Genomic DNA, 25,006 nt, shown 5'->3' on the forward strand with positions numbered 1-25,006 from the left:
GATGGTTCAGCTCCACCCCTCGATCATGACGACGCGGTGGAGGATTGTCCGGAAACAGCAAAGAGGCTCCGCTTTGAGTTTTCGTCCGCCCCGTTTTTTCGAACACCAAACCGACGCAGCCTTCAATGCGCTTGAATATGAACTGGCCTTGGAGCGTATGGTTTCTCTTTGTCGCCATGGGCGGAAGGCCGAGGCAGCTCTTGCCGACCTTGCGGCATGGGAAGCCGATAGCTCGCTCGGCATCGACCGGGAGACGCTGGTGAACAATGCTGCCGACGCCGTCTGGTCTCTCTTTGTCCAGCGGGAAATCTGCGGCCTGCATAGTAACCGGGACGTGGTCTTGCGATATGGGATACCAAACGAGGTGCTCGCGCGGCTCGGCGTCGTCCGCAGATGATGCGAGCTTCCAGCCTCGTCGCTTCAATATGCCGGTTTGACGGGAAACCAATCCGCGCGCTGCTTATCGAGGTATGCGCCGGCAATGCCGGAAACGCGATATCTCTCGAGGGATCCCTCATCAATGACAACACCGAGCCCTGCCTCCTCGGGCACCTCGAAGCGGCCGCCAGCCAGTACCGGCGGATTGGCACTGATATCGCCACCGAGATAGGCCCGTTCGGTGTCGATCGCGATGGACAGGTTGGGGATCGAGGCGGCAAGATGGATATAGGCGGACTGCGAGAGCGCCAGTTCCGCGCCGGAGTGTAATGTCACAGGAATGCCGACGGCCTCGCAGATCGCCGCCGCCTTGATCGTCTGCCAGAGGCCGCCTGCCTCGTGCGGGTCTAGCAGGACGACGTCGGCCGCCTGCGCGCGGACGATGTTGCCGACATCGGAAAGCGTGTAGGCGCTTTCGTCGAGCGCGATCGGCACGGGACTTCCCGCGACAAGTGCGGTATGGCCTGCGAGATCATCGAGTTCCAGCGGCTGCTCCACATAGGCGGGATCGAAGGATTTCAGCTTTTGAAGCTGACGCTTGGCGGTCGCAACGTTCCAGGCGCCGTTGACGTCCAGGCGCAGCGGCCGGCCGCCGATGACATTGCGCGCTGTCTCGGCGAGCAGGATGTCGCTTCGCTCGTCGAAGCCGATCTTCACCTTGAACGTCTCGTAGCCGGAATCGAGGAAACGCTGCAGCCTTGGTTTCAGTGCCTGCGGATCGTTGGTGAAGAGATAGGCTGCCGCTTCGACATCCGTGCGCCAGCGGCCTCCCCACAATGCGTAGAGCGGCAACTCCGCCTGTTTGCCGAGCGCATCCCACATCGCCATTTCCAAAGCAGCGATTGCCATCACCGCGGCACGCTTGTGGTGATAGAAGCCGGCGCCGAGCACGTGGCGGTGCAGCCGCTCGACGTCGGTGACCGGATAGCCGATGGCAAGCGGCGCGACGACATCCGCAAAGACGGCCGGCACGTTGGCGATCAGGGAGATGGTCTCGCCCCAGCCGGTGATTCCCGCGTCCGTCTCGATCCTGCAGACGAGCCGCGTTGTGCCGATCCGGCGTCCGGAGCCCCAGAGGATATCCTCCGTAAAGGGCACGCGTATCAACCAGTGGGACACTTTCGTGATGCGCATTCTCTCTCCTCCCCGACAGAGCGAACCGGCGCATCCGTCACATTTGGTGTTGACATGGAACTTAGTTCCAAGATATTCGATCGGTCAAGGGCGGAGATGATTTCGCCGCGGGAGACGTCATGAGCAAGGTGCAACTGAGCATCGACACGGCCGAGCGCGATACGGTTGGCGGGGAGGGACATGGCGTTCCCGGCGTTCAGGCGCTGACGCGCGGCATCCAGATCGTCGAGGCCGTCTCCGCCGAGCCGCGCGGCCTGCGTTTCACCCAACTGCTGGACGAGACACAGTTGCCGAAGGGCACGCTGCACCGCCTGCTGCAGGCTCTCGTCGACGAACGGCTGCTCGCCTTCGACAGCCGCGACCAGGTCTATCGCCTGGCGCCGCGTCTCTTCCAATGGGCGCACAAGGTCTGGGACAATTTCGACCTGCGCGGTGCCGCCGAGCCGGAGCTCGAGCGCCTGCGCGACATGACCGGCGAGGCGATCCGGCTCGGCGTGCTCGACGGCTCGATGGTGCTCTACATCGATCAGCGCGAGGTGCCGCAGCCGCTCCGCCTCAACAACGGCGTCGGCGGGCGTGCCGCGCCGCATGCGAGCGGCATCGGCAAGGCGATCCTGGCTCATCTTTCGCTCGAAAAGCGCCGGGCACTGCTTGCCGACATCGAGCTCGAGCGGCTGACGCCGAACACCATCATCGATGTCGAGGAGCTGCAGCGTCAGCTCGACCTCACCAAGGCGCGCGGCTATGCGGTCTCGGTCGACGAGCAGAATACCGGCATCTCCTCAGTGGCTGCGCCGGTCCTCAACCATCGCGGCGAGCCGATCGGCGCGATCGGCATCATCGGCCCGTCCTTCCGGCTTCCCGTCGATCGCCTGCACGCGTTCGGACGCGACGTGATCGAGGCCGCACGCCGGACATCCGGCAATTTCGGAGAATTCGCAATGTCGCTCGCCGTCAAGCCGCGCCCGCTCGGGCCGGATCGCTCCGATGTCCGCTGCGTGATCCCGGCGAGCACGTTTCTGGGCGAGGGGCCGCACTGGTCGGCGAAGGAAAACAAGCTCTATTTCGTCGATATTCTCGCACCTGCCGTCTATACGGGCGATACCGTCAAGGGCACCTATACGACGATGCAGGTGCCGGAGCTGATCGGCTTCGTCATTCCGCGTAAGCGCGGCGGCTTCGTCGCCGCCATGCATGGCGAGATCCGCGGCCTCGATCTTACCTCGGGCGAGATCACGACACTTTCGCGGCCCGAAGCGGACCGACCCGGCAATCGCTTCAACGACGGCAAGTGCGATCGGGCGGGCCGCCTTTGGGCGGGCACGCTGGCGATCGACACCTCTCCCGACCAGGGCCGCCTCTGGCGTCTCGATCCGGATGGCCGCACCCATGAGATGGATCGCGGCTTTCACGTCTCGAACGGCCTCGGCTGGAGCCCCGACGACAAGACCTTCTACTTCACCGACACGGCCAAGCAGACGATCTATGCCTATGATTTCGATCTCGAAACCGGCGCGATCGCCAACCGGCGCATCTTCGTTGCGGTGCCGGAGGCGGAGGGCAAGCCGGACGGGTTGACGGTCGATGCGCAAGGCTTCGTGTGGAGCGCCCACTGGGACGGCTGGTGCGTCACGCGCTACGACCCGGACGGCAAGGTGGAGCGGGTGATCAACCTGCCGGTGCCGCGTCCGACGAGCTGCGTCTTCGGCGGCCCGGATATGCAGACGCTTTTCGTTACTTCAGCGCGGATACGGCTCTCGGCAGCACAGCTTGCCGACGCGCCGCTTTCCGGCAGCGTCTTTGCCATCGATACCGGCATCAGGGGTCTGCCGGACCCGATGTTCGGCGGCTGACGTTGGTTGATATTGGGGAGGAGGAATGAATGGCCAAACTGGAACTCAGCGGGATCAGGAAGTCCTTTGGTGCCGTGGACGTGCTGAAGGGGATCGATCTCACTGTCGAAGATGGTGAATTCGTCGCCTTCGTTGGCCCTTCCGGCTGCGGAAAGTCGACGCTGCTGCGGCTCATCTGCGGACTCGACGAGATCACCGCCGGCCAGATGGCGATTGACGGGGAGATCGTCAACGACGTTCCGCCGGCCAAGCGCGGCATCGCCATGGTTTTCCAGTCCTATGCGCTCTATCCACATATGACGGTGGCCGGCAACATGGGCTATGCGTTGAGGCTCGCCGGAGTGCCGAAGGAGGAAATCCGCAGCCGCGTGGCAGCCGCCGCCAAGGTGCTGCGCATCGAGACCTATCTCGACCGCAAGCCACGGCAGCTTTCCGGCGGCCAACGCCAGCGCGTCGCAATCGGCCGCGCCATCGTGCGCGAGCCGCGCATCTTCCTCTTCGACGAACCGCTGTCGAACCTCGATGCGGCGCTGCGCGTGGAAATGCGCATCGAGATCGCCCGCATGAAGGAAGAGCTTGGCACGACCATGGTCTACGTCACGCACGACCAGATCGAGGCGATGACGCTTGCCGACAAGATCGTGGTGCTGAACGGCGGCACGGTCGAGCAGGTCGGCTCGCCGCTCGATCTTTACAACAAGCCGGTCAACCGCTTCGTGGCCGGCTTCATCGGCAGTCCGCGCATGAACTTCCTGACGCTCGGCGCCCGCAAGGCCGACAACGTTCATGCCGTATCCGGCGGCGAGATCCGCCTGGCGGCGAAGCTATCCGAAGCGCCGGCCGAGATCGGCATCCGACCCGAACACATCTCGCTGACGGCCCGCGGCGCGCCGGATTCGCTTGCCGGCAAGATAACGATGACCGAGCATCTCGGTTCCGACACTTACGCCTATGTCGCTCTCGACGGCTCGCAGGACATGCTCGTCGTGCGCCTTTCCGGCGAAAAGGCGATCAAGCGCAACGAGCCGATCGGCGTCCATGCCGATCCCGGCATGGCGCATGTCTTTTCCGCGGCCGGTCTGTCGCTTGCCTCCGCTCGTCCCGTCTCGCTGGAGGCTGCATGACCATCCATCCCGAACTCGTTGCGAAGGTTCAAGTCGAGGCCGCTCGCTATCCGAGCCTCACCGGCAAGGGCGTCATCATCACCGGCGGCGGCTCCGGCATCGGCGCTTCGCTGGTGGAGCATTTCGCCGCCCAGGGCTGCAAGGTCGGCTTCATCGAGCTCAATGGCGAACTGGCGGCAGAAAACGCCAAGGCCGTCGGCGACCGGACGGGCAACAAGCCGGCATTCCGTGTCGCTGACCTTCGCAACATCGAGGCGCTTCGTCGCGCTGTGGGAGAGCTTTCCGCCGAGATCGGCCCGGTCCGCATCCTTGTCAACAATGCCGGCAACGACGATCGTCTGCCGCTCGAAGAGGTAACGCCGGAATACTGGGACGACCGCTTCGCGACCAATCTGCGCCATCAGTTTTTCGCGGCGCAGGCTTTGATCGACGGCATGGCGCAAGCCGGCGGCGGGGCGATCATCAACATGGGGTCGATCTCCTGGATGCGTGGCGCGTCAGGGCTGATCTTCTACACGACCGCCAAGGCCGCCGTCATGGGCATGACCAAGTCGCTTGCCCGCGAGGTCGGCATCCGCAACATCCGGGTCAATTCCATCGCCCCCGGCTGGGTGCTGACCGAGCGCCAGGTGGAGCGGGCCAAGCGCATCTACCAGGGCAAGTTTTCCGAGTATCTCGAGGCGCAATGCCTCAAGGAGCATGTTCTGCCGCCCGATATCGCTCGCATGACGTTGTTCCTTGCGGCCGACGACTCGCGGCTCGTTACCGGCCAGACCTTCATCGTCGATGGCGGCGTCGTCTGAAACATTTGTCCGAATGAAAGTTGAAACACAGTTCCACAATGGGAGGAGGAACAATGAAAATGAGGAAACTGGTCACGGCGACGCTCGCCGTCAGCATGTTCGCGATGGGGGCCGCTCGCGCCGCCGATTTGAGCTGGATGGGCTACAGCTATGCCGAGGAATCGGCAAAGCCATCGGTTGAGAAGATCATCGCGGGCTTCACGGCCAAGACGGGTAAGACGGTGGAGCCGATCCCGTCCGCCTTCGGCGACTTGCAGAAGAACGTGCTCTTGCGGGCCCGCTCCAAGACGCTCCCGAGCGTCGTGCAGATTTCCGAGCGCTGGTTGCCCTCGCTCAGCAAGCTGCCCGGCCTCGTCGATTACAACACGGTCTTCGGCAAGGAAAATCTCGAAAAGATCTATGCGCCCGAGGCGCTCGCCATGGGTCAGATCGACGGCAAGCAGCTTGCCGTGCCGCTGATGTCCGGTTCGATCGGCATGGTCGCCAACCAGGCGGCACTGACCAAGGCCGGCATCACTGACCTGCCGACCACAGTCGAGGAATTCAGGGCCGACCTGGTCGCGATCCGCGACAAGGTGCCGAATTCGGTGCCCTATGCCATGGCGACCAAGAACAACAGCGACATTCTCGTCGATTTCCTGACCTGGGAATATGTCTTCGGTGCACATGTCATCGATCCTGAGGGCAAGGTGGTGGTCGACAGCGACGCCAGCCGCAAGGCGCTCGCCTTCCTCGTCGATCTCATGAAGGAGCGGCTCGTTGCGCCCGAGATCGGCCGGCCGGATGCCCGCCGTCTCGTGGGCCAAAGCGCTGCCGCCTTCTATCTCGATGCACCGCAGTCGCGCACCTTCCTGCGCAGCTTCTCCGGCCAGGGGCCGGCCTTCGACGCCAACATCAAGCCAATGCAGGTGCCGGTCGTAAGGGCGGGTGATACGCCGGTCTCGATCCAGTGGGCGCATCTGATCATCTCCTTCGCCCAGAACAGCCCGCCGACGAAGGAGGATGCGAACATGCAGTTCATTGCTTATCTCGGCGACGATGCGGTGGAGACGCAATTTCCGGTCGAGCAGAGCGCGCTGCCCGGCACCAAATCCGCCCGCGCCAACCCGGTCGTTGCAAGCGATGCCTATCTCAGCGCCTGGGCGAAAAACAACACCCATCCGCGGCGCAACGAAGTCGGCATCTGGAGCAATGGCGGCGAGTTGACCGACATCCTGGCCCAGGAGGTGCAGGCGGCCCTTCTCGGCCAGAAGAGCCCGGATGAGGCGATCAGCTCGATGAGCACGCGCATGAAGGCCTCGATGACCAAGGCCGGCCACGCGCAATAGGGCCCGACGCCATGGCGGCCGCGAGCCGACTTGCGGCTGCCCTTTCATGACAGGAGGAGAAGATGACCGACGTGATGCAGGCGCCTGGCCGCCTCGACTATCCCGTGTCGCCGCACGCCCGCAAAGGCGGGCTGCAGGCGGCGCAGCGCCGCATCGGCATGCTGATGCTGGCGCCGGCGGCGATCGCCTTTTCAATCATCATCCTCTATCCGTTCGTCCAGGCGCTCGGCCTGTCGTTCTTCGAAGATACGCTGCAGACGATCGAGCCGACCTTCATCGGACTTGCGAATTTTAAGGCCATCCTCACCGATCCGGAGACCTGGCAGTCCTTCGGCATCACCGTCATCTATGTCGGAGGTGCGACGATCGGCACGGTGGTGCTCGGCCTCGGCTGGGCGCTGATCCTCAACCAGCCGTTCAGGGGCCGCAGGGTAATCCGCGCACTGACGATCATGCCCTGGGTGGTGCCGAGCACAGTCAGCGCCTTCGTCTGGGCCTGGATCTTCAACAGCCGTTTCGGCGTCATCAACGGCGTACTCCTGGAGCTTGGGCTTATCGACGTGCCGCAGGCCTGGCTCTCGACGCCGGAGGGCGCGCTTGCCGCTGTCATCCTCACCCGCATCTGGCGATCGATCCCGCTGTTCATGGCCTTCTTCCTCGCCGGCCTGCAGAATGTCGACCAGGAGCAGATCGACGCAGCACGCGTCGACGGCGCCGGCAATTTCGCCATCCTGCGCGATCACCTGCTGCCGCATCTGAGGCCGGTGCTGATCGTCGTCGTGGTGCTCGGCGTCATCGGCGGCCTGCAGGATTTTGACACGATCTTCGCACTGACGGGCGGCGGACCGGTGCGGGCGACCTCGGTGCTCTCCATCTCCGTCTATCGCAAGGCATTCGAGCAATGGGACATCGGCATGGCCTCGGCCATGGGCGTGCTCTGGGTCGCGACGCTGCTGCCGCCCGCCTATTTCTATCTCCGCATGCTAGTGAAGGGGCGCTGAGATGTTCGATCTTTCCAGCCGCACGGCCAAGCTCGTCTTCGGCGGCACGATTCTGCTGATCGGCTTCTATCTGTTCTTTCCGATCTACTGGATGATCATCTCCTCGCTGAAGGCCAATGAGGAGCTCTACCAGGTCCTGCCGACCTTCTTTCCGAGGAACGTGACGCTTTCCCACTACTGGTCGCTGATGACCGAGAGCCAGCTCGGGCTCTATCTCTTGAACAGCCTGATCACCTCGGGCGCGAGCGCGACGATCAACACCATCCTGGCGATCTACGCTGGATACAGCTTCGCCAAGTACCGCTATGCCGGACGCCAGCCGATCATGCTCTTCATGCTCTCGGCGCAGATGTTCCCCTTCGGCCTGCTGCTCATCAGCATTTATCCGGTCATGACCGATTTTGGCCTGCTCGACACGCGGCCGGGGCTGATCCTGAGCTACATCGTCTTTGCCCTGCCGGTCGCCGTCTACATGCTCTACAGCTATTTCAGCCAGGTGCCGGACGAGCTGATCGATGCGGCGCGCGCCGATGGGGCCGGCGACTTCCGCATCTTCCACACGATCGTCATCCCGATCTCGATCCCGCCGATCGTCACCGTCTTCCTTTATTCCTTCATGTGGAGCTGGAACGATCTGCTCTATTCGATGACGCTGATCGTCTCGGAGGACAAGCGCACCATCGGTCCCGGTCTGCTGCTTACGTATCTCAACGAAACCAATGCCGACTGGGGCGGCGCCATGGCGGCATCCCTCGTCGTCTCGGCCCCGATCGTCGCGGCCTTCATGTTCCTCCAACGCTATTTCATTCAGGGCGTCACTGCCGGAGCTGTCAAATGACCACGAAACTTGCCGGGTCCTTCCCGGTGCTTCCCACCCCCTTTTGCAACGACGGCACGATCGACGAGCCGGATTTCTTTGCTGTCATCGATTTCGCCATCGAGAGCGGTTCCGACGGCGTCGTCTATCCGGGCGTGGCGAGCGAGGTGGATACGCTGACGCCGGAGGAGCGTCGGCGTCAGGTAGTCCTGCTCGGCGAGCGCATCGCCGGCCGGATCCCGATCGTCATCGGCGCGAGCGACCCTGACCCGAAAGCCGCCGCCCGCCATATCGCCCAGGCGGCCGCAATCGGTGCTGCGGCTGCGATGGTCATGGCGCCGCTCCATCTCGCTAACGACATTGCCGCCCAGATCGCCTATTTCAAGGAAGTCTCCGCCGGAGCCGGCGTGCCGATCATGCTGCAGAACCAGCCGAAGCCGATCGGCGCGGGACTGACGCCGGAGGAGGTGGCCGGGATCGCGAGCGCGGTGCGGGAAATCCGCTACATCAAGGAGGAGACACCTCCCTGCGGCCAGCATCTGACCCGCATCAAGGCGGCCGCCAACGGTTCGCTCGAGGCGATCTTCGGCGGTGCCGGCGGGCGCTATATCACCGACGAGCTCGCCAGGGGCGCGGCAGGCACGATGCCGGCCAGCGAGCTTGCCGACATCCATGCCGCCCTCGTGCATGCCTGGCAGCAGGGCGATGTGAAGACGGCGAGAAAGCTCTATTCTGCCTCGCTGCCGCTTTTGAATTTCCAGGCGATCTTCCGCATGCACATGACGAAGGAGGTGTTGCGCCGGCGCGGCGTCATCAGGAATGTCTTCGTGCGCGGCAAGGGCCCGAAATTCGACGACGGCGACCGCGCCGAGCTTGCGGCGCTGATCGCGGATGCCGATCTGCCCTATAAGCATCACATACCGAGCTGAGGTCGAAGACATGGGCAAGAACATCGTCGATGCGATCGTTTCAGTCGAAACCTTCATCATCTCCATTCCGCGCGAGGTGCCCTATCTCGGGCCGCTGAAGGAAGGCGAGGCGATCAACGGGCGCGGCTATCTCATCCGCAAGGGCAACCGCACTATCTATCCTTCCGCCGACATGACGCTGCTGGTGAAGGTGACCGGAGAGAGCGGTAGGGTCGGTTGGGGCGAGTGCTACGGCATCGTGGCACCGGAGGCGACCAAGGCGATCATTGACGACGTGCTCGGCCCCGTCATCATCGGCCGCGACCCGGCGGGCGCCGTCGTCATCCATGAGGACCTTTACGATCTGATGCGGGTGAGGGGGTTTTTTGGCGGCTACTATCTCGATGCGCTGGCGGGCGTCGACATCGCGCTCTGGGATCTTGCCGGCAAGGGCCTCGGCGTTCCCGTTTCGACGCTGCTTGGCGGGCGTCGCCACGATGCGATCCCCGCTTATGTCTCGGGCCTGCCGCGCGCGACGATCAAGGAGCGCTGCGACCTTGCCGTCGAGTGGACCGGCAGGGGCTACAAGGGCATCAAGTTTGCCGCGGCGGTGTCAGATGAAGGCATCGTCAAGGAGATGGCGGCGCTGCGGGAGGCGGTCGGTCCGGACGTCGACGTCATGGTCGACCTGCACTGGAAATTCGAGGCGGCGGAGGCGATCCGGCTCATCCGCAGGCTGGAGCCCTACAATCTTTACTTTGCCGAGGCGCCCTGCCAGCCCGAAAATCTTGAAGGACAGGCGCGCGTCGCGCAGGGCATCGGCGTGCCGCTGGCGCTCGGCGAGGAGCTGCGCACGGCTTACGAATACCGTCCGCGCTTCGAGGCGCGGGCGATGAGCATCGTCCAGCCGGAGGTCGGCCATTCCGGCATCTCGGAATTCATCCAGATCGGCCGCATGGCGCAGGCGTTCCACATGAATGTCATTCCCCATGCCTCGATCAGCATCGGCATCTTCATGGCTGCCAGCCTTCAGGCAGCGTCAGCACTTCAGAATGTTCCCTATCATGAATACCAGCACTCCGTTTTTGACCGAAACCTCGATTTCGTTACCGGAGACATGGCATGCCAGGAGGGCTATTACACGATACCGACAGGCAGCGGACTTGGCGTCGAGCCGCATGACCGTCTTTTCGAATATATCAAGTAGAAGCACCTCACGGGACAATATGGATGGGGCCGCACGCTGTGCGGAGACGAACGCCGGCATCGATCGGTTGCCCGGCGCCTTGCGTCATGGACGAATAGCGTCTGCGGAGAGCTCCGTCTTGTCGGCATAGTTCATTATTCGATGAAAGCTCATCGAGATATGGGCGCGGCGTATGTATCCGATTGCTTCCCAGTCGCCTATCTCGGCTGCAGAGAGAACCGCCTGCATTTCACTGCGAAAGGCGGCAAACTCTTCGGCCAAACCGAGCTTCGGCATCATCTTCAGTACGACCCGCACGACCTGATAATAAAGCCGCTCGCTGATTTCCCTGAGCGGCAGATTCCCCGTGAAGGCCCGGATCTCGGCGAAGAATGCCATGTTCAGCAGCAAAAAAGCCTTCTGTGTCGGGTTCTGCATCGCGGCATCGCATCGTGCGATGAGCGACCTGATCCGTTCCAGATCCTTCGCATCACGCGGCACGGGAGAAAGCTTGCCGATAAGAAGGGCGAGTTCCATCCGAAGATGGTAGATTTGCACCAGTTCGTTGATGTCGGGATCGGTAACGATCGTGCCCACCCCATGGACCGATTCCACGAGCCCTTCGGATTCCAGCCTCGCCAGAACACGCCTCACGGGCGTGCGGCTCGTGGAGAATTCTTTTGCCAGCTCTTCTTCGGACAAGCGGCTGCTCGGCGCGTATTCGAGCAGGCAGATACGGTCCCTAAGGGTGTAGTATATGCGATCGAACCTCTCGCGGGCCGACCCGGACGGAAGAGGTTCGATGCTGGCCGTGTCGCTGGGTGTTTCAGTTTGCAATGCTATCCCGCTTGCAAGACAGCGTTGAGAAACTGCCTCGTCCTTTCGTTCTTAGGGTTCCCGAAGATTTCCGCCGGAGGCCCCTGCTCGCAAATCTTACCCTGATAGAAGAAACACACCCTGTCGGAGAATTCCTTGGCGAACCCCATCTGATGGGTGACCATCAACATGGTCAGGTCATGTTCGGTGCCGACCTTCCTTATCACCTGAAGAACTTCCCCGACAAGTTCAGGGTCCAGCGCGGAGGTGACTTCGTCGAACAGCATGATCTTTGGCCGCATCGCGAGCGCGCGCGCGATTGCGACGCGCTGCTGCTGGCCCCCGGAAAGTTGCGCAGGGTAATGGTCCTTCTTTGTCGAAAGCCCCACCATGTCGAGCAGCTCGGCGGCTCGCTCTTCGGCCTCCCGGCGCTTCATTCCAAGCACCGTGATCGGAGCTTCGATGCAGTTGCCCATCGCGGTCATGTGCGGGAACAGATTGAAGGACTGGAACACCATGCCGATCTTTGCCCGGATCCGGCGTATGTGCTTGGCGGTTGCCGGCACGAGCCGTCCATCCTTTTTCATATGGGTCATTGGTTCCCCGTCGACCCAGAGCACGCCGTCGTTGATGGATTCCAGGGTCATCAGCATGCGAAGCACGGTGGTCTTGCCCGAACCGGAAGGACCGATGATCGATACTTTTTCGCCGTAGCCGATATCGAGATTGAGATTGTCGAGAACGCTGAACGTGCCGTACCGTTTTGAGACGTTTTCGAAACGAACCATTGGCATGTCGGTCATTATTAGTATCTCCACTTGAGCCATGATTCGAGCAGTCGCACCATGCTCGCCGAAACCAGGCTCATACCCAAAAAGAAGACGCCAACGAGTGTGACGGGCTCTGTGTAGCGGAAGGTCTCCGATCCGATGATCTTTGCGGTCTGCATGAGTTCAAGAACCGCGATCGCCGAGAGCAGGGGTGTTTCCTTGAAAAGCGCGATCAGGTAGTTGCCCAGTGCTGGAACCACGGGAGGCAGAGCCTGCGGCAGAATGATATCCCGAAACGTGCGCCAGGAAGAGAGGTTGAGGGCGATCGAGGCTTCCCACTGCCCTCTGGGCACATTCTCGAAGCCGGCCCGGTACACTTCCGAGCAATAGGCTGCATAGTGGATGCCGATCGCCAATACGCCCGCCGTAAACGCGTCGAGCACGATGCCGGCCTTCGGCAGCACGAAGAAGAGAAAGAAGATCTGGATGAGCAGCGGAGTCGATCGGATAAGTTCGATAAGGACAGTGACGGCCACGCCGGCGAGCGGGAAAGCGAGCCTTATCGAGGCGAGCAGAAGGCCGAGCGTTGCGGCAATGACAAAGCCGAGCATGGTCGCTTCGACGGTCACGATGGCGGCCGAGCCGAGCACCGGGAGAATCTCGAACGTAAATGTCCAGTCCCACATCAGGCGGCCTTTCCGCGTGTCAATCCTCGTGCAGCGCGTTGCTCGAGAATGCGCATGCCGATCGTGACGGTCAAAGAAATGGCGAGGTAGATCAACAGGACGAGCGTGAACACCTGCACGGTCTTCAGCGTCGTCTGGTTCATTTGCCGAGCCTTGAACGTGAGGTCCGTCAACGTGATCAACGAAACAAGCGAAGTCGACTTGACGAGTTCAATCAACAGGTTGCCCCAAGGCGGGATCATCGCCGCGAAGGCCTGCGGCAATATGATCCGGCGAAGCATCTGTCCCCTCGACATGTTCAGTGCGACGGAGGCTTCCCACTGTCCGCGAGCCACCGAAATAATGGCACCTCTGACGACCTCAGCGCCATAAGCGCCGATATTGAGGCCGAGCGCGAGAACGGCCACGACGAAGGCGTCGAGAAAGACCCCGAACTGTGGAAGCACGAAATAGAGCCAGAAGAGCTGCACAAGTGCCGACGTTCCGCGGAATATCTCGATGTATGCCGACGACAGCCATCGTATTGGGAGAGGAGCATAGAGTTTTGCGAGTGCCGCGACGAAGGCCATAAAAATCGCCACGATGGCTGCCAGCAACGTGATCTCGACAGTCAGGACTGCACCTTGGAGCAGACCTGGCAAGAAAAGCCAGTATTCATCGTTCAATGAAAGCAGCAAAATTAGAAGCAGCGTTGCAGCAAGCATTGTGGCGAGCATACGAATCCACATCTGCGTCCCTCGTCATAGGGGATTTGGAAAGGCGGCGCTGCCGCGCCGCCGGCCATACGGCATCATTCGCCTGCGCAGAGTTCCTTCGTCGTCTTGTTCGGAAGGTATCCTTTCCCGAAGCCGAGCGGCTCAACAAGTGCGATATGCTCAGGCGTCCCTAAAAAGGCGGTAAGTTCCTTGTTGAAGGCGTCCACGAGATCGGCGTCTTCCTTTCGGAATCCGAAGCCGCCATGTCCCTTTACCGATTTACCCGCAACTTCGCCGAAGGGTTCGGTCGGCTCCACACCGTCTGCCTTCTTGGCCATGTCGGCGATCGACAGCGCGGTCAAGGCGGCGGCGTCCGCTCGTCCGGCCTGGACGGCGGCGACAAGACTGGACTGATCGGGTAGGGAGACGACCTGTGCCGCTGCGAGCCCCGCGTCCTTGGCGTAGCCGCCTTCCACCGCGCCGGCCATGACGGCGAGTTTCAGATCCTTGTTCGATGCGAAGGTGGAATAGTCCTTGATTGCCTTGGGGTTGCCCTTGGCAACCAGCATGGCCTGCCCGATGCCATAGGAAGGCTCGGAAAACGCGATCTCGGCGCAGCGTTTGGGATTGATAAACATTCCTGCGGCGATGATGTCGAAACGGCCCGCCTTGAGGCCGGGGATAAGGGATCCGAATTCGGTGAGAACACCGTCAACTTCGGCGATGCCCATTTTCTTGAGTACGGCCTTGGCGACCTCCGGGGCCTCTCCGGAGAGCTTTCCGTCGGGCGTTGCGAAACCGAACGGTGACTCGTTGGCAAATCCGATGCGGATATAACCCGCAGCCTTCGCTTTTTCGAGTGTGGATTCCGCATGGGCATGGATGCCGAAAGATACGGTGGCGATCGTCAGCGCGGCGGCCCTGAGAGCGTTCCTGCGGGAGATGAGCGTTTTAAACATGGGTTCCCCTTTTCGTTTGTCGCCTGGATGGCAGATGCCCTTCAGGTAAAAGAAGTATACATCTGTCTTGTAATTTGGCAAGGAAAACCCAGAAAGTCGCCAATGCATCCGTATAAAGGTGAGTAATGTTGCATGTTGCAGAAAATGATGTACACATCTATGCAGGTGCCACGGTGAAAGGGAGATGTCGTGAACAGACGGTCTGTTTTTACCAAAGCGGAGTTTTCCCGACGGATTCGCGAAGTGAAGCAGCGGATGGAGCGGGCGAGCTTCGATCTCCTGGTCTGCCAGGATCCGGCCAACATGAGCTGGCTCACCGGTTACGACGGCTGGTCCTTTTACGTTCCGCAATGCGTGCTTGTGCACCTCGACGAGGAGCTGCCGATCTGGTTCGGCCGGGCGCAGGACGAGAAGAGCGCACGTCTGACCACTGGACTGCCTGCGCGCAACATTGTGCCCTTTTCCGAATATCTCGTGCAGAACCCGGATGGGCATCCTTTCGATGAACTCGCAGAACTCGTCCGTCTGAGAGGATGGGGCAGGGCGCGCATCGGAGTAGAAATGGATGCACATTATTATACGGCGCGCTGCCATGCCCATCTCGTCAAAGGCCTGCCGGGGGCGAGATTTTCCAACAACGGAGACCTCGTCAACTGGGCACGCCTGATCAAATCCGAACCGGAGCTGGCGTTGATGCGAGAGGCGGGGGCGATCTGCTCGCATGCGATGGACCGGGCGATCGGCAAGATGCATCCCGGCGTCCCGCAGAATGAGGTTATCGCCGAACTCTATCATGCCCAGATCATGGGCGTGGATGGTCTTGGCGGAGACTATGCGGCGATCTGTCCGCTGATGCCGGTCGGCGACGGGACGGCGACGCCGCATCTGACCTGGACCGAAGCTCCGTTGCCTCAATCGGGACTTGCGATCCTCGAGATCGCCGGCGTGAGGCGGCGCTACCATGCAGCCCTCACGCGCACGGTGCATTTCGGCAAACCGCCGCAGGTCTATCTCGACATCGCAAATGCGATCGTGGACGGCGTGGACGCCGGTCTCGAGAAGGCCCGCTCCGGCAGAACCGCCGAGGAGGTGGAGGCCGCGTGGCAGTCGGTCCTGCGCAGCCGGGGACTGAAAAAGGAAAGCCGGGTCGGCTATCCGATCGGTCTTGCCTACCCGCCGGATTGGGGCGAGCGGACGGTAAGCCTGCGGCCGGGCGACAGGACGGAACTGCAGCCTGGCATGTGCTTCCACATGATGGCGGGCGTTTGGCTTGATGATTTCGGCCTGGCGATTTCGGAATCCTTCGTCGTGACCGACAAGGGCGGCGAGAAGCTGTGTGCGTCGCCGCGTGAGCTGATCGTCGTCGAATAGACATTCCCGCAATCGGCCGGATTCGGCCGATTGCGGATAAAGAAAAGAGAGACTGATATGGACGGCAATCCCTTTACCGGTGGCGAAATTGCGCGCCGCCTCGACGCGGTACGCACGGGGCTCGCCGAGCAAGAACTTGACGCTGCGGTTTTTGCATCGCCGGAGAACGTTTTCTATCTCACGGGCCTCGACCACTGGGGCTATTTCGCGCCCCATCTTCTCGTCGTGCCGCTTGAAGGGGAGCCGACGCTCATCACCCGCGCAATGGAGCGGATCACGATCGAAAGCCATGTCCGTGCCGCCGGCTTCCGCGGTCACAGCGACAGCGAAACCGCCGCCGACCTTGCTTCGCGGGTCCTTGGTGAGAAAGGCTTCGCCGGCAAGCGGATCGGTCTTGAGTACTGGACGGCGGGATTGAGCCATGGCCTTGCTTTGCGGCTGAAATCTCTGGTGAGTGCCGACTGGCGCGATGTCTCCGGGCTGGTTGATCGCCTGCGGCTTGTAAAGAGCACCGAGGAGCAGGTCCTCATGCGGCGGGCTGCGGCAATTACCGATCTGGCAGCGGCTGCCGCCATCGAGATGATCACCGATGGTGCCGACGAGCGCGACGTTGCCGCCGCATGCATCGCTGCGATGACCCGGGCGGGCGGTCATGCGCCCGGCTTCGGCCCGTTCATCCGTCCGGCATCGAGGCTCGGCGAGGAGCATACGACCTGGGGAGGAGGGCAATACCGCAAGGGCGAGCCGGTCTTTGTCGAGCTTTCCGGGTGTATCTCCCGTTATCACGCGCCCCTCGGGCGCTTGATCCGGCTTGGCGGGATCAGCGATGCCGACGCGCGCATGGCGGACGTGACGGCAAGGGCGTTCAACGCCGTTCTCGGAGCGCTCAAGCCGGGCGCGCTTGCCCGCGATGTCTACGCGGCTTGGCAGGGTGCGGCCGACGACGCAGGGCTTTCCCACTACCGGCGGCATCACTGCGGTTACTGCGTCGGCGTCGGCCAGCCGCCGTCGTGGACGGGCGGAAACTCGGTGACGGGTCTCAGGCACGATTCCGATCTCGAGATCCGTACCGGCATGAGCTTCCACATTCTGTCCTGGCTGATGGGCACGGGCCAGGGCGACGACTTCGTTTCCAACACCGTGCTTTTGACGGAAGACGGTCCCGAGGTGCTCACCCGCACGCCGCTGGGTCCGATTGTTCGATAGGACTACCCCATGGGCCGCTATTCGATTTTCTCGCTGCTGCGCCATGCAGCCACAGGCAACAGAAGCTGGCAACGCGCCTGGCGTGCTGCCAGCCCGAAGCCGTCGTATGACGTCATCATCGTTGGAGGTGGCGGGCACGGCCTCGCCACCGCCTTCTATCTTGCGGAAAACCACGGTGTCCGCAACGTTGCCGTCCTGGAAAAGGGATATATCGGCGGCGGCAACGTCGGGCGCAACACCACGGTTATTCGATCGAACTACCTGCTCGACGGCAATACCCAGTTTTACGAATATTCCATGAAACTTTGGGAAGGCCTGTCGGCCACCCTGAACTTCAACGTCATGTTTTCACAGCGCGGCCAGTTGGTCACGGCGCATTCGGCCGACCAACACGACGCATTCGCTCATCGTGCCAACATCATGCGCTCGAACGGCATCGACGCCGACATTCTCGACCGGCAGCAGGTCCGCAAGCTCGTTCCTTACCTTGATTTTTCCGAAGCAGCACGGTTTCCGATCCATGGCGCGATCTTTCAAGGCCGTGCCGGAACGGCCCGTCACGACGCCGTCGCGTGGGGCTATGCGCGGGCAGCGAGCTGCCACGGCGTGGACATCATAGAGGGATGCGAAGTAACGGGCTTTCTTCGCGATGGTGAACGGATCGTCGGTGTCGAGACGACACGCGGCTGTATCGGGGCCGGGCGGGTCGGTCTCGCAGTGGCCGGCCACACGTCCGTCCTCGGTCAGAAGGCCGGTCTCGAGCTTCCGATCGAAAGCCACCTCCTCCAGGCATTCGTGACGGAGCCGGTCAAGCCTTTGGTCAACCATGTCATCGCCTATGGCGCTGACCATTTCTATCTCAGTCAGTCGGACAAGGGCGGCCTGGTCTTCGGCGGCAATCTTGATGGATACAATTCCTACTCACAGCGCGGCAACACGGGAGTGCTGCGCGAAGTCTGCGAGGCAGCGATCGCGCTGATGCCGAACATATCCCGGCTTCGTCTGCTTCGCCACTGGGGCGGGATCATGGATATGACGCCGGACGCAAGCCCTATCATCTCGCCCACGCCCGTCGAGGGTCTCTATCTGAACGGCGGCTGGTGCTACGGCGGATTCAAGGCGACCCCTGCGTCGGGCTGGTGCTTTGCGCACATGCTGGCAACCGGGAAGACACATCCCCTCATCGAAGGCTACGGGCTCGACCGCTTCCGTACCGGATATTTGCTTGACGAAGCGGGTGCAGGCCCCTTCGCCTGGCTTCAGTAGGAGAGCGAAATGCTTCGTATCGAATGCCCTTGTTGCGGCATCCGCGACCATGGCGAATTCCGCTACGGCGGTGACGCCGCTGTCGAGCGGCCAGCCCATGACAATTCCGACCCCGATGCCTGGTATCGATATGTGTATGTGAGGTCAAATCCGAAAGGTCTGCACCAGGAATTTTGGCAGCATGTTCTGGGGTGCCGTCAATGGCTCGTCGTGGAGCGGGACACGGTCACGCATTCCATCCGTTCGGTCAGTTTTTCCAGGAGGCAACGGGCATGACATTGATCGACAAGCGTCTTCCTTCGGGCGGATATCTGGACCGCTCGCAGACATTGAAGTTCACGTTCGACGGCCGCCAGCTCTTCGGTCTCAAGGGAGACACGCTGGCTTCCGCCATGCTTGCCAACGGCGCGACGCTGGTCGGCAGAAGCTTCAAGTATCATCGTCCACGCGGCATCCTGTCTGCAGGCGCGGAAGAACCGAATGCCCTGGTCACAGTCGGCACCGGGGGACGCCGGGAGCCGAACCTTCCGGCCACGACGATCGAGCTCATGGCGGGGCTGGATGCGGCCAGCCAGAACAATTGGCCGTCCCTGCGTTTCGATTTGCAAAGCGTAAACGGCCTGTTCGGCCCGCTTCTCGCGTCGGGATTCTACTACAAGACCTTCATGGGACCGACCCGCAGCGCGTGGAGGTTCTACGAACATTTCATCCGCAAGGCTGCGGGCCTCGGCAAGGCTTCGATGGAGCCCGATCCTGATTTTTATGACGCCCGCGACGATTTCACCGACGTGGCGGTGGTCGGCAGCGGTTCGGCTGGCCTTTGCGCCGCAAGGGCTGCCGCCGAGGCAGGAGCACGCGTGCTGCTGATAGAGCAGGATTTCGAAATCGGCGGCCGGCTGCTTTCCGATCCGGCAGCGGCGGCATGGCTGAACACGATACGGGCGGAACTGGCGACAATGTCGAACGTCCGCGTAATGACCCGTACCGCAGCTTTCGGCCAGTATGACGGGAATACGCTTGCCCTCATCGAGGATGCCAACCCCATTGTGGAGGGTGCGGCACGCGCGGCGCGGAAGACATTCACGTTGCTGCACGCCAAAAGCATCGTATTTGCCACTGGTGCTATCGAGAGGCCGCTGGTTTTCTCCAACAACGACAGGCCGGGCGTGATGCTGAGTTCGGCAATCCGGACCTATGTCAATCGCTACGCCGTTCTTCCGGGCAAGGAGGTCGTCATAGCGGCCGTAGATGACGACGCCTATCTGACCGCCTTCGACCTGGTTTCCAATGGCGCGCGCGTCACGATCGCCGACGCACGGCAATCGGCCACGCCGCAACTCGTCGCCAAGGCGCGGCGCTTGGGTGCCGACGTGCATGTTGAAACGGGCATCGCAGCGGCAAAAGGCAAGCTGGGCGTTCGGGCAGCTGTGCTCGAAGGAAAAAAGGGGCGCGTGGAGGTGGCCTGCGATCTCGTCGGCATGTCGGCCGGCTGGTCGCCGGTCCTGCATCTGACATCGCATCAGGGGGTAAAGCCTGTCTATAGGCCGGACATCGACGCCTTTGTCCCGGGGCAATTGTCCGAAAGCCAGTTTGTCGCCGGTGCGGTCGCCGGAAGCGCCACCATCCGTGCCGCCATTGCAGAGGGCTGCCGCGTCGGCCGCGCCGCCGCTGCCATCGCCGGATGGCATGGAAAGGTCTGCGACGCGCCCGCGCTGGAACTGGAGGAAATAGACGGCCCGGTCGCCGCTTACACGCCGGCCTTCGGCCTGCGCAAGGCATTTGTCGATTTCCAGATGGATGTGACCCTCGACGACATTCAACTGGCCCGGCGGGAGGGTTATCAATCGGTCGAACATCTCAAACGCTACACCACGCTCGGAATGGGGACAGACCAGGGAAAAACCAGCAATGTCAATGCACTGAAGGCAATGGCGAAGCTGCGCAGCTTGCCGGTCCAGGCAACGGGAACGACAACATTCCGTCCGCCTTATACGCCGGTTTCGATCGGTGCCGTCGCCGGAGGGGCGATCGGCCATCACTTCCGCCCCTTCCGTCTGACCCCCATGCATGACTGGCACGTCGCGAATGGCGCTGAAATGCTGGAGGTTGGGCTCTGGATGCGTCCGTGGTTCTTCAAGGCTTCCGGAACGGAGGTCAACGCGGCCTATGTGAACGAGATGCGGCACGTGCGATCGGCAGCCGGGCTGATGGACATTTCCACGCTTGGCAAGATCGAGATTCAGGGGCCTGACGGTGCCGTTTTCCTCGACAGGGTGTACGCGAATGGCTTTGCGAGTCTCAAAGTCGGCCGTGCACGTTACGGCGTTATGCTGCGCGACGACGGCATTGTCTTCGACGACGGAACAACCACGCGCCTCGACCAGGACCGTTTCTTCATGACGACCTCCACTGGCAAGGCGGCGGACGTGCTCTCCTGGCTCGAATTCCTGCTGGACACCGCATGGCCGGACTTGCGGGTTTCGGTTTCGTCAGTCACCGATGAATGGGCAGGCATGTCCGTCGCAGGTCCCGAAAGCGGCAAGATACTGGTAGCCGCGTTTCCCGATATCGATGTCTCGAACGAGGCTCTGCCCCACATGGGCCTTGCCGAGGGAGAGTTTTGCGGCAGCAGGTTGAGAATCATGCGCCTGAGCTATTCGGGTGAGTGCGCCTACGAGATTTATGTCGGAGCATCGAACGGGGAAGCCGCATGGCTGCATGTCCTGGAGGTCGGGGCGCGGTATCGGCTCAAACCGTATGGAGTCGAGGCTCTTGGTGCCTTGCGGATCGAAAAGGGTCATGTGGCAGGCCCCGAAATCGACGGCAGAACGACACTGGCCGATCTTGGCATGGCAAGGATGGTCGCGAAGCGGGCAACCTACGTCGGCGAGGTCCTGAGCCGCCGCGATGCGTTTCGGGCCGCCGACCGGCAACGATTGGTGGGCCTGAAATGCAGCGAATCCGAAAAAACGGCTTCGCGGTGGAGCCATTCTGTTTGCGCCCGGCGATTTGCTGGAAGGGCACGGCCGCGGCCGCGTGACATCCGTGACCTACAGTCCGGAACTCGATTGCTACATAGGTCTCGCCCTGCTTGCTGCGGATGTCATGGCCGACGAGGTCATCGCAGTCTATCCGATGAAAAGCGAAACAGTGCGAGCGAAGGTGGTTTCCCCCGTCTTCCTGGATCCTGCCGGAGAACGCATGCATGGTTGAGATTCATTCTTCGGAACCCATGGTCCTCAAGCAATCGCCCTGCCCGCTGATACAGTACGAGGCATGGGATCTCGAGCTTCGTTCTTTCGAGGCGGCATTGGCGCAGAAAATAGACGGCCCTGTGCCGGGGAGGGTGGGAGAGATCGCCGTCCGCGATGACCTGAAGGTCGTCCGTGCGGCGCCGCGCCGGTTCTGGCTCTTCCCTGCTGCGCGGGGCGCGGGCGCGTTCAGCATTCCGCCGGAACTGGGCTGCGGACTCGATCTCAGCGAAGGGCGCGTACGCATCCAGGTCATCACGCCGCATTTGCGGGACCTTCTTTCCACGTGCCTGCCGATCGATTGGGACACGACCGAGGGGGTGGCGACGTTCTCGTCATTTCACCACATCCCGGTCATGTTCACCCGATCCTCCAACTTCGAGGGCGAGTTCGTCGTGCCGCGAAGCTTTGCGAGAAGCATCTCGCATTGGCTATGCTCCAGGCCTGTCGGAACGGCCTAGTGGCGCGTTGCCGGTCGACGACACAGACCGGAGGCCGACCGGTTTAAGCAGGCAGCCCGGAAACGAAAAAGCCTGCCGCGGGAGGAGGTGCAGCAGGCTTTTCGAAAAGAACCGAACAGCGACGGAGGAGGGTGCCGCTGTTCCTACAGACGCCCCTGGGAGGAGGAGTGGGCCGTCTGAGACACGAAGCTTTGCGGGAGGAGGTGCATTGCTTCGTCAAGAAAGATCATAGACGATCGCGTGGTGTTGGATAGGCGTTATGTTGCACTGCAGCTATGCAAGAAACACAGGCCACCAGGCGCGCGACAAGGCACAATCCAATAGAGTGCGCAACCAAGACGGCCGACGCAAAAACGCCCGCGTGATGAGCGGGCGTCGAGCAGTCGTCAGCGAGTTGGGTTCCAGCGCTATTTAGCGAGTGATCCCCGGGCAATGCTGCGGATGTCGGCGCGGTCGATACCGAGGTCCTGCAGTTCACGGCTGGACATGCGGCCAAGTTCGTTAACGGTCTGACGGAACTTGCGCCAGTTATTGAAAGAGCGTGCGACGTTCATGATAATCCCCTTTCCTGAGGGCTGTCTGACGTCAGCAACCTTGCTTGGCTCCGGCGTCGTTTCGATGATTGGAATATAGGCGTTTCAATCGGTTTAAAACAGTGACAATCCCTCACTCCACCTATGCGCAACACGCATAGGCAGCTCCGTGCCAAGGCGCAAACCCTTCCGCATCCCGCCAACAGCGGATGCGCCGGGCAAGATCGCTGTTCGGCGGCAATTGCCCGGGCTACTTGGCCACGGTGGAGGAAACCTCCAAGCGACTTTGCCGTCAGGGCCTGCTAAGGCCGGTACATGGTTCTGAGAGTATTGTTGCCATAGTTGGCGGCGGAAGCAGAGGTGTGGATGAGACACCGCCAGATCGAGGTAGACGGAAACAACGTATTCTATCACCAGGACGGGCCCTGCCGACGCGCCGGTGCTGCTGCCGCACGGCTATCCCCGTTTCTCATAACAGTTTCGAAGACTGATGCCCGCGCTCGCCGATCGCTGGCAGACGATAGCGCCGGACGGCGCGATGTACCGAACCGCAGACGGTCTTTACCGTATGTTACAGGCGTTCAGCGCCGCATTTTCGTGCGGCGGTCCCGAGCAAGAAGGAAGGATTGCCGATATGTTTCGAATATCACGACGCTCCTTCACGATGATGGACAATCACTTCGGGAAGAGGAATGTCAGCGCGACGCGGAACCCAAGCCCATTCGGGCCATTCTCCGGCGCGTCGGCCCAATACCGGACGCCGGCCGTCAGGCTGATCGGCTGCTTGTCGATGGTAATCAGCTTGGCGACCGTGAAGTTGATCGGGACCGACCAGTCGTTCGTTTCCCAGTTATAGGTGGACTCCGTATTCAGCGAGAACGTCCACGCGTCCTTGGTCGTGTAGGAAATGAACGGCTGGAGGAACGTCGAACTCACATCCTCCCGGTCGCTTTGACCAGCGAACGACCAGATGTGGTTACCGAGCATCCCGAACGTCCACGGGCCTTGCTGCTTGAGGACAACCGCTGTCGGACCCGCACCCCACTTGCCGCTTCCGAGTAGTTCGTCCGTCGCCGTTGGAAGCAAGAACACGGGACCGACGCCCCAGACGGTGCCGCTCTCGGTCGGCTTCGAAGGCGAGAAGAAGAAGCTTTGCGTGGTGTCGCCGAGACCGAACTGCGTTCCCGATGGCCCGGCAATGTCGTTCTGCCATGTGACTGGCAGGATGGTGCGCGAGATGATGTTCCAGTCCTCGTTTAACTCGAAGGGAATGACAGGCTGGATGTTCAGAGTCGCCTTGTCGCCGTCGTTCGGACCATAGCCGTGGTCGTAGTTGAACTGGAACGGCACGCTGATAAGCGAGGCGATCGGATTTGAGAGCTTCTTCGCCAGGTCTTCATTCGACTGGGCGTATGCCAGCCCCGTACCGAGCCCAAGTGCCGTCAGGGTCATCACCGTCCGATAAGCCATGCTATTCATTGATGCCATTCCCATTGAAACACGATCGAATTTTCACGAGCCGCCGCCTAGAAGTGAAACGCGACGCCGATGATCGGACCCTGCTCGACGACATCGAATACAAAGCCATCGTTGTTATAGTTCACGCCCAACGCCCGGTAGCCGGCGACTGCAGAGATCGTGTCGGTGAACTTGTAGCCGAGCGCAAGGGAGACATCCCAGTCGATATTCGCGCCGCCGCCGCCGACAAGACCCCAGCCGGTGACGTAGATTTCAGGCGTGAAGAAGAAGTTCCCCCTGACACCAGCGAGGGCGTCGACCCAGGTCGCGCCATCGTCCGGTTTGCGGCCACCCAGGATGCCGCCGTTGAATCCGATCGTCGTATCGACCGACCAGACGCGGACGCCGCCGACGATGTCAAGATGACCCGACTGGTTCTCCAGCACGGAATATCCGGCCCCGAGCAGTCCGGCGAAGGTCTTCGAGGTCACGTCGACGCTGTCTGCGAGGATGCCGTTTCTCGTGTTCGCGCCCGCTCCGAGCTTGGTGTACATGATGTCGCCGAAGATACTGAAGCGGTCGTACCGGGCTTCGCCTGCCGCCATGAAGGCGAAGTCGAGGTTCTCCAATATGTCACCGAAGCTGGAGTCGATATGGACTTCGGGCAGGCCGAATTGCGCCATGTCTCCCGATAGCCCCGCGGCCCAGAAGTAGGGGGCCACGGTGTATGACCAGCCGCTTTCGCTTTCGACCACCTTGGCTTCCGGAATGCCCGGCGCGATGTCCGCGGTCCGTCCAGACGAAACGGCCGCAAGGCTCGCACAAAGAACCGCAGCGTGTACCTGAATTACCCTCATGAAAGTCCCCTCGTATTGCAGTCACGTTGGTATTGGCGAATCACAGTATGTCACTGACCGGTATCCGAGGCTGGAACCTCGAATA

The 25,006-nt window shown here is 61.6% G+C and carries 24 protein-coding genes and 1 pseudogene; 16 read left to right on the forward strand and 9 right to left on the reverse strand.

Translation table 11 applies throughout. The features are described from left to right. Positions 1-73: 73 nt before the first annotated feature. Entirely contained in the window at positions 74-397 is a 324-nt protein-coding gene (locus ACZ9BX_RS25080) for a DUF6665 family protein (RefSeq protein ID WP_476220781.1), read from the forward strand. 23 nt (positions 398-420) lie between these two features. Here the strand turns inward: ACZ9BX_RS25080 and ACZ9BX_RS25085 are convergent, their stop codons facing one another. Beyond that, positions 421-1,572 (reverse strand): mandelate racemase/muconate lactonizing enzyme family protein, encoded by a 1,152-nt coding sequence (locus tag ACZ9BX_RS25085; RefSeq protein ID WP_476220782.1) that lies wholly within the window; start codon positions 1,570-1,572, stop codon positions 421-423. Between the two features lie 119 nt (positions 1,573-1,691). On the opposite strand from ACZ9BX_RS25085, the gene ACZ9BX_RS25090 reads away from it, so the two are divergent. The 8 genes from ACZ9BX_RS25090 to ACZ9BX_RS25125 all read left to right on the forward strand — a co-directional run bounded on the left by ACZ9BX_RS25090 (position 1,692) and on the right by ACZ9BX_RS25125 (position 10,613). Further along, a complete protein-coding gene (locus tag ACZ9BX_RS25090) occupies positions 1,692-3,425 on the forward strand; it encodes an SMP-30/gluconolactonase/LRE family protein (protein WP_476220783.1) in 1,734 nt (577 codons plus the stop codon). A gap of 29 nt (positions 3,426-3,454) precedes the next feature. Then, complete coding sequence (locus tag ACZ9BX_RS25095) at positions 3,455-4,549, forward strand: ABC transporter ATP-binding protein (protein ID WP_476220784.1); 1,095 nt, start codon at positions 3,455-3,457, stop codon at positions 4,547-4,549. Beyond that, positions 4,546-5,352: an SDR family NAD(P)-dependent oxidoreductase gene (locus ACZ9BX_RS25100; protein WP_476220786.1), complete on the forward strand. Its 807-nt coding sequence runs from the start codon at positions 4,546-4,548 to the stop codon at positions 5,350-5,352. The genes ACZ9BX_RS25095 and ACZ9BX_RS25100 overlap by 4 nt, the downstream gene beginning before the upstream one ends. Before the next feature lie 53 nt (positions 5,353-5,405). After that, positions 5,406-6,680, forward strand: a complete 1,275-nt coding sequence (locus tag ACZ9BX_RS25105) for an ABC transporter substrate-binding protein (RefSeq protein ID WP_476220787.1) — start codon at positions 5,406-5,408, stop codon at positions 6,678-6,680. Positions 6,681-6,742: 62 nt separating this feature from the next. After that, entirely contained in the window at positions 6,743-7,681 is a 939-nt protein-coding gene (locus ACZ9BX_RS25110; protein ID WP_132558354.1) for a carbohydrate ABC transporter permease, read from the forward strand. 1 nt (position 7,682) lies between these two features. Next, entirely contained in the window at positions 7,683-8,519 is an 837-nt protein-coding gene (locus tag ACZ9BX_RS25115; RefSeq protein ID WP_476220788.1) for a carbohydrate ABC transporter permease, read from the forward strand. Next, positions 8,516-9,427 (forward strand): dihydrodipicolinate synthase family protein, encoded by a 912-nt coding sequence (locus tag ACZ9BX_RS25120; protein ID WP_476220790.1) that lies wholly within the window; start codon positions 8,516-8,518, stop codon positions 9,425-9,427. Before ACZ9BX_RS25115 ends, ACZ9BX_RS25120 begins: the two co-directional genes overlap by 4 nt. Before the next feature lie 10 nt (positions 9,428-9,437). Beyond that, positions 9,438-10,613 (forward strand): mandelate racemase/muconate lactonizing enzyme family protein, encoded by a 1,176-nt coding sequence (locus ACZ9BX_RS25125; RefSeq protein WP_476220791.1) that lies wholly within the window; start codon positions 9,438-9,440, stop codon positions 10,611-10,613. A gap of 84 nt (positions 10,614-10,697) precedes the next feature. On the opposite strand, the gene ACZ9BX_RS25130 is transcribed toward ACZ9BX_RS25125, so the two are convergent. The 5 genes from ACZ9BX_RS25130 to ehuB form a co-directional block, all read right to left on the reverse strand. Beyond that, the gene (locus ACZ9BX_RS25130) at positions 10,698-11,429 is read right to left on the reverse strand and encodes a GntR family transcriptional regulator (RefSeq protein WP_476220792.1); all 732 of its coding nucleotides are present in this window, start codon (positions 11,427-11,429) and stop codon (positions 10,698-10,700) included. 2 nt (positions 11,430-11,431) lie between these two features. Continuing rightward, positions 11,432-12,211, reverse strand: a complete 780-nt coding sequence (ehuA, locus tag ACZ9BX_RS25135) for an ectoine/hydroxyectoine ABC transporter ATP-binding protein EhuA (protein WP_087000923.1) — start codon at positions 12,209-12,211, stop codon at positions 11,432-11,434. A 2-nt stretch (positions 12,212-12,213) separates the two neighbouring features. Continuing rightward, the gene (gene ehuD, locus ACZ9BX_RS25140) at positions 12,214-12,867 is read right to left on the reverse strand and encodes an ectoine/hydroxyectoine ABC transporter permease subunit EhuD (protein ID WP_476223034.1); all 654 of its coding nucleotides are present in this window, start codon (positions 12,865-12,867) and stop codon (positions 12,214-12,216) included. Then, entirely contained in the window at positions 12,864-13,592 is a 729-nt protein-coding gene (ehuC, locus tag ACZ9BX_RS25145) for an ectoine/hydroxyectoine ABC transporter permease subunit EhuC (RefSeq protein ID WP_476220794.1), read from the reverse strand. Before ehuC ends, ehuD begins: the two co-directional genes overlap by 4 nt. A 62-nt stretch (positions 13,593-13,654) precedes the next feature. Then, positions 13,655-14,518 carry an ectoine/hydroxyectoine ABC transporter substrate-binding protein EhuB gene (ehuB, locus tag ACZ9BX_RS25150; protein ID WP_476220795.1) on the reverse strand — a complete coding sequence of 288 codons (864 nt, stop codon included), beginning with the start codon at positions 14,516-14,518 and terminating at the stop codon, positions 13,655-13,657. A 189-nt stretch (positions 14,519-14,707) separates the two neighbouring features. Here ehuB and ACZ9BX_RS25155 point away from each other — a divergent pair, with 189 nt between their 5' ends. The 7 genes and pseudogenes from ACZ9BX_RS25155 to ACZ9BX_RS25185 all read left to right on the forward strand — a co-directional run bounded on the left by ACZ9BX_RS25155 (position 14,708) and on the right by ACZ9BX_RS25185 (position 22,073). After that, positions 14,708-15,889, forward strand: coding sequence for a M24 family metallopeptidase (locus ACZ9BX_RS25155; protein WP_476220796.1), 1,182 nt, complete (start codon positions 14,708-14,710; stop codon positions 15,887-15,889). 57 nt (positions 15,890-15,946) lie between these two features. Then, positions 15,947-17,095, forward strand: coding sequence for a M24 family metallopeptidase (locus ACZ9BX_RS25160; RefSeq protein ID WP_476220797.1), 1,149 nt, complete (start codon positions 15,947-15,949; stop codon positions 17,093-17,095). A gap of 9 nt (positions 17,096-17,104) precedes the next feature. Then, positions 17,105-18,361 (forward strand): sarcosine oxidase subunit beta family protein, encoded by a 1,257-nt coding sequence (locus ACZ9BX_RS25165; RefSeq protein WP_476220798.1) that lies wholly within the window; start codon positions 17,105-17,107, stop codon positions 18,359-18,361. A gap of 9 nt (positions 18,362-18,370) precedes the next feature. Beyond that, positions 18,371-18,637: a sarcosine oxidase subunit delta gene (locus ACZ9BX_RS25170; protein WP_132558334.1), complete on the forward strand. Its 267-nt coding sequence runs from the start codon at positions 18,371-18,373 to the stop codon at positions 18,635-18,637. After that, a pseudogene (locus ACZ9BX_RS25175) lies at positions 18,634-21,171 on the forward strand (2Fe-2S iron-sulfur cluster-binding protein); the annotation flags it as partial. The gene ACZ9BX_RS25170 and the pseudogene ACZ9BX_RS25175, both read left to right, overlap by 4 nt. Before the next feature lie 199 nt (positions 21,172-21,370). Then, a complete protein-coding gene (locus ACZ9BX_RS25180) occupies positions 21,371-21,574 on the forward strand; it encodes a glycine cleavage T C-terminal barrel domain-containing protein (RefSeq protein WP_476223035.1) in 204 nt (67 codons plus the stop codon). Next, on the forward strand, positions 21,567-22,073 hold the full coding sequence (locus tag ACZ9BX_RS25185) for a sarcosine oxidase subunit gamma (RefSeq protein WP_476220799.1): 507 nt from the start codon (positions 21,567-21,569) through the stop codon (positions 22,071-22,073). Before ACZ9BX_RS25180 ends, ACZ9BX_RS25185 begins: the two co-directional genes overlap by 8 nt. A 407-nt stretch (positions 22,074-22,480) precedes the next feature. On the opposite strand, the gene ACZ9BX_RS25190 is transcribed toward ACZ9BX_RS25185, so the two are convergent. The 3 genes from ACZ9BX_RS25190 to ACZ9BX_RS25200 all read right to left on the reverse strand — a co-directional run bounded on the left by ACZ9BX_RS25190 (position 22,481) and on the right by ACZ9BX_RS25200 (position 24,921). Then, positions 22,481-22,627, reverse strand: coding sequence for a DUF1127 domain-containing protein (locus ACZ9BX_RS25190; protein WP_476220801.1), 147 nt, complete (start codon positions 22,625-22,627; stop codon positions 22,481-22,483). Between the two features lie 654 nt (positions 22,628-23,281). Beyond that, the gene (locus ACZ9BX_RS25195) at positions 23,282-24,085 is read right to left on the reverse strand and encodes a transporter (protein ID WP_476220803.1); all 804 of its coding nucleotides are present in this window, start codon (positions 24,083-24,085) and stop codon (positions 23,282-23,284) included. Positions 24,086-24,132: 47 nt separating this feature from the next. Continuing rightward, on the reverse strand, positions 24,133-24,921 hold the full coding sequence (locus ACZ9BX_RS25200) for a hypothetical protein (RefSeq protein WP_476220804.1): 789 nt from the start codon (positions 24,919-24,921) through the stop codon (positions 24,133-24,135). Positions 24,922-25,006 lie beyond the last annotated feature (85 nt).

Source organism: Rhizobium sp. USDA 3886, from assembly GCF_056279785.1.

Bases quoted from the DNA above. Each gene is read 5' to 3' on its own strand.
- ACZ9BX_RS25085 (WP_476220782.1), bottom strand. From the start codon at position 1,572: ATGCGCATCACGAAAGTGTCCCACTGGTTGATACGCGTGCCCTTTACG.
- ACZ9BX_RS25090 (WP_476220783.1), top strand. From the start codon at position 1,692: ATGAGCAAGGTGCAACTGAGCATCGACACGGCCGAGCGCGATACGGTT.
- ACZ9BX_RS25095 (WP_476220784.1), top strand. From the start codon at position 3,455: ATGGCCAAACTGGAACTCAGCGGGATCAGGAAGTCCTTTGGTGCCGTG.
- ACZ9BX_RS25100 (WP_476220786.1), top strand. From the start codon at position 4,546: ATGACCATCCATCCCGAACTCGTTGCGAAGGTTCAAGTCGAGGCCGCT.
- ACZ9BX_RS25105 (WP_476220787.1), top strand. From the start codon at position 5,406: ATGAAAATGAGGAAACTGGTCACGGCGACGCTCGCCGTCAGCATGTTC.
- ACZ9BX_RS25110 (WP_132558354.1), top strand. From the start codon at position 6,743: ATGACCGACGTGATGCAGGCGCCTGGCCGCCTCGACTATCCCGTGTCG.
- ACZ9BX_RS25115 (WP_476220788.1), top strand. From the start codon at position 7,683: ATGTTCGATCTTTCCAGCCGCACGGCCAAGCTCGTCTTCGGCGGCACG.
- ACZ9BX_RS25120 (WP_476220790.1), top strand. From the start codon at position 8,516: ATGACCACGAAACTTGCCGGGTCCTTCCCGGTGCTTCCCACCCCCTTT.
- ACZ9BX_RS25125 (WP_476220791.1), top strand. From the start codon at position 9,438: ATGGGCAAGAACATCGTCGATGCGATCGTTTCAGTCGAAACCTTCATC.
- ehuA (WP_087000923.1), bottom strand. From the start codon at position 12,211: ATGACCGACATGCCAATGGTTCGTTTCGAAAACGTCTCAAAACGGTAC.
- ehuC (WP_476220794.1), bottom strand. From the start codon at position 13,592: ATGTGGATTCGTATGCTCGCCACAATGCTTGCTGCAACGCTGCTTCTA.
- ehuB (WP_476220795.1), bottom strand. From the start codon at position 14,518: ATGTTTAAAACGCTCATCTCCCGCAGGAACGCTCTCAGGGCCGCCGCG.
- ACZ9BX_RS25160 (WP_476220797.1), top strand. From the start codon at position 15,947: ATGGACGGCAATCCCTTTACCGGTGGCGAAATTGCGCGCCGCCTCGAC.
- ACZ9BX_RS25165 (WP_476220798.1), top strand. From the start codon at position 17,105: ATGGGCCGCTATTCGATTTTCTCGCTGCTGCGCCATGCAGCCACAGGC.
- ACZ9BX_RS25170 (WP_132558334.1), top strand. From the start codon at position 18,371: ATGCTTCGTATCGAATGCCCTTGTTGCGGCATCCGCGACCATGGCGAA.
- ACZ9BX_RS25185 (WP_476220799.1), top strand. From the start codon at position 21,567: ATGGTTGAGATTCATTCTTCGGAACCCATGGTCCTCAAGCAATCGCCC.
- ACZ9BX_RS25190 (WP_476220801.1), bottom strand. From the start codon at position 22,627: ATGAACGTCGCACGCTCTTTCAATAACTGGCGCAAGTTCCGTCAGACC.
- ACZ9BX_RS25195 (WP_476220803.1), bottom strand. From the start codon at position 24,085: ATGAATAGCATGGCTTATCGGACGGTGATGACCCTGACGGCACTTGGG.
- ACZ9BX_RS25200 (WP_476220804.1), bottom strand. From the start codon at position 24,921: ATGAGGGTAATTCAGGTACACGCTGCGGTTCTTTGTGCGAGCCTTGCG.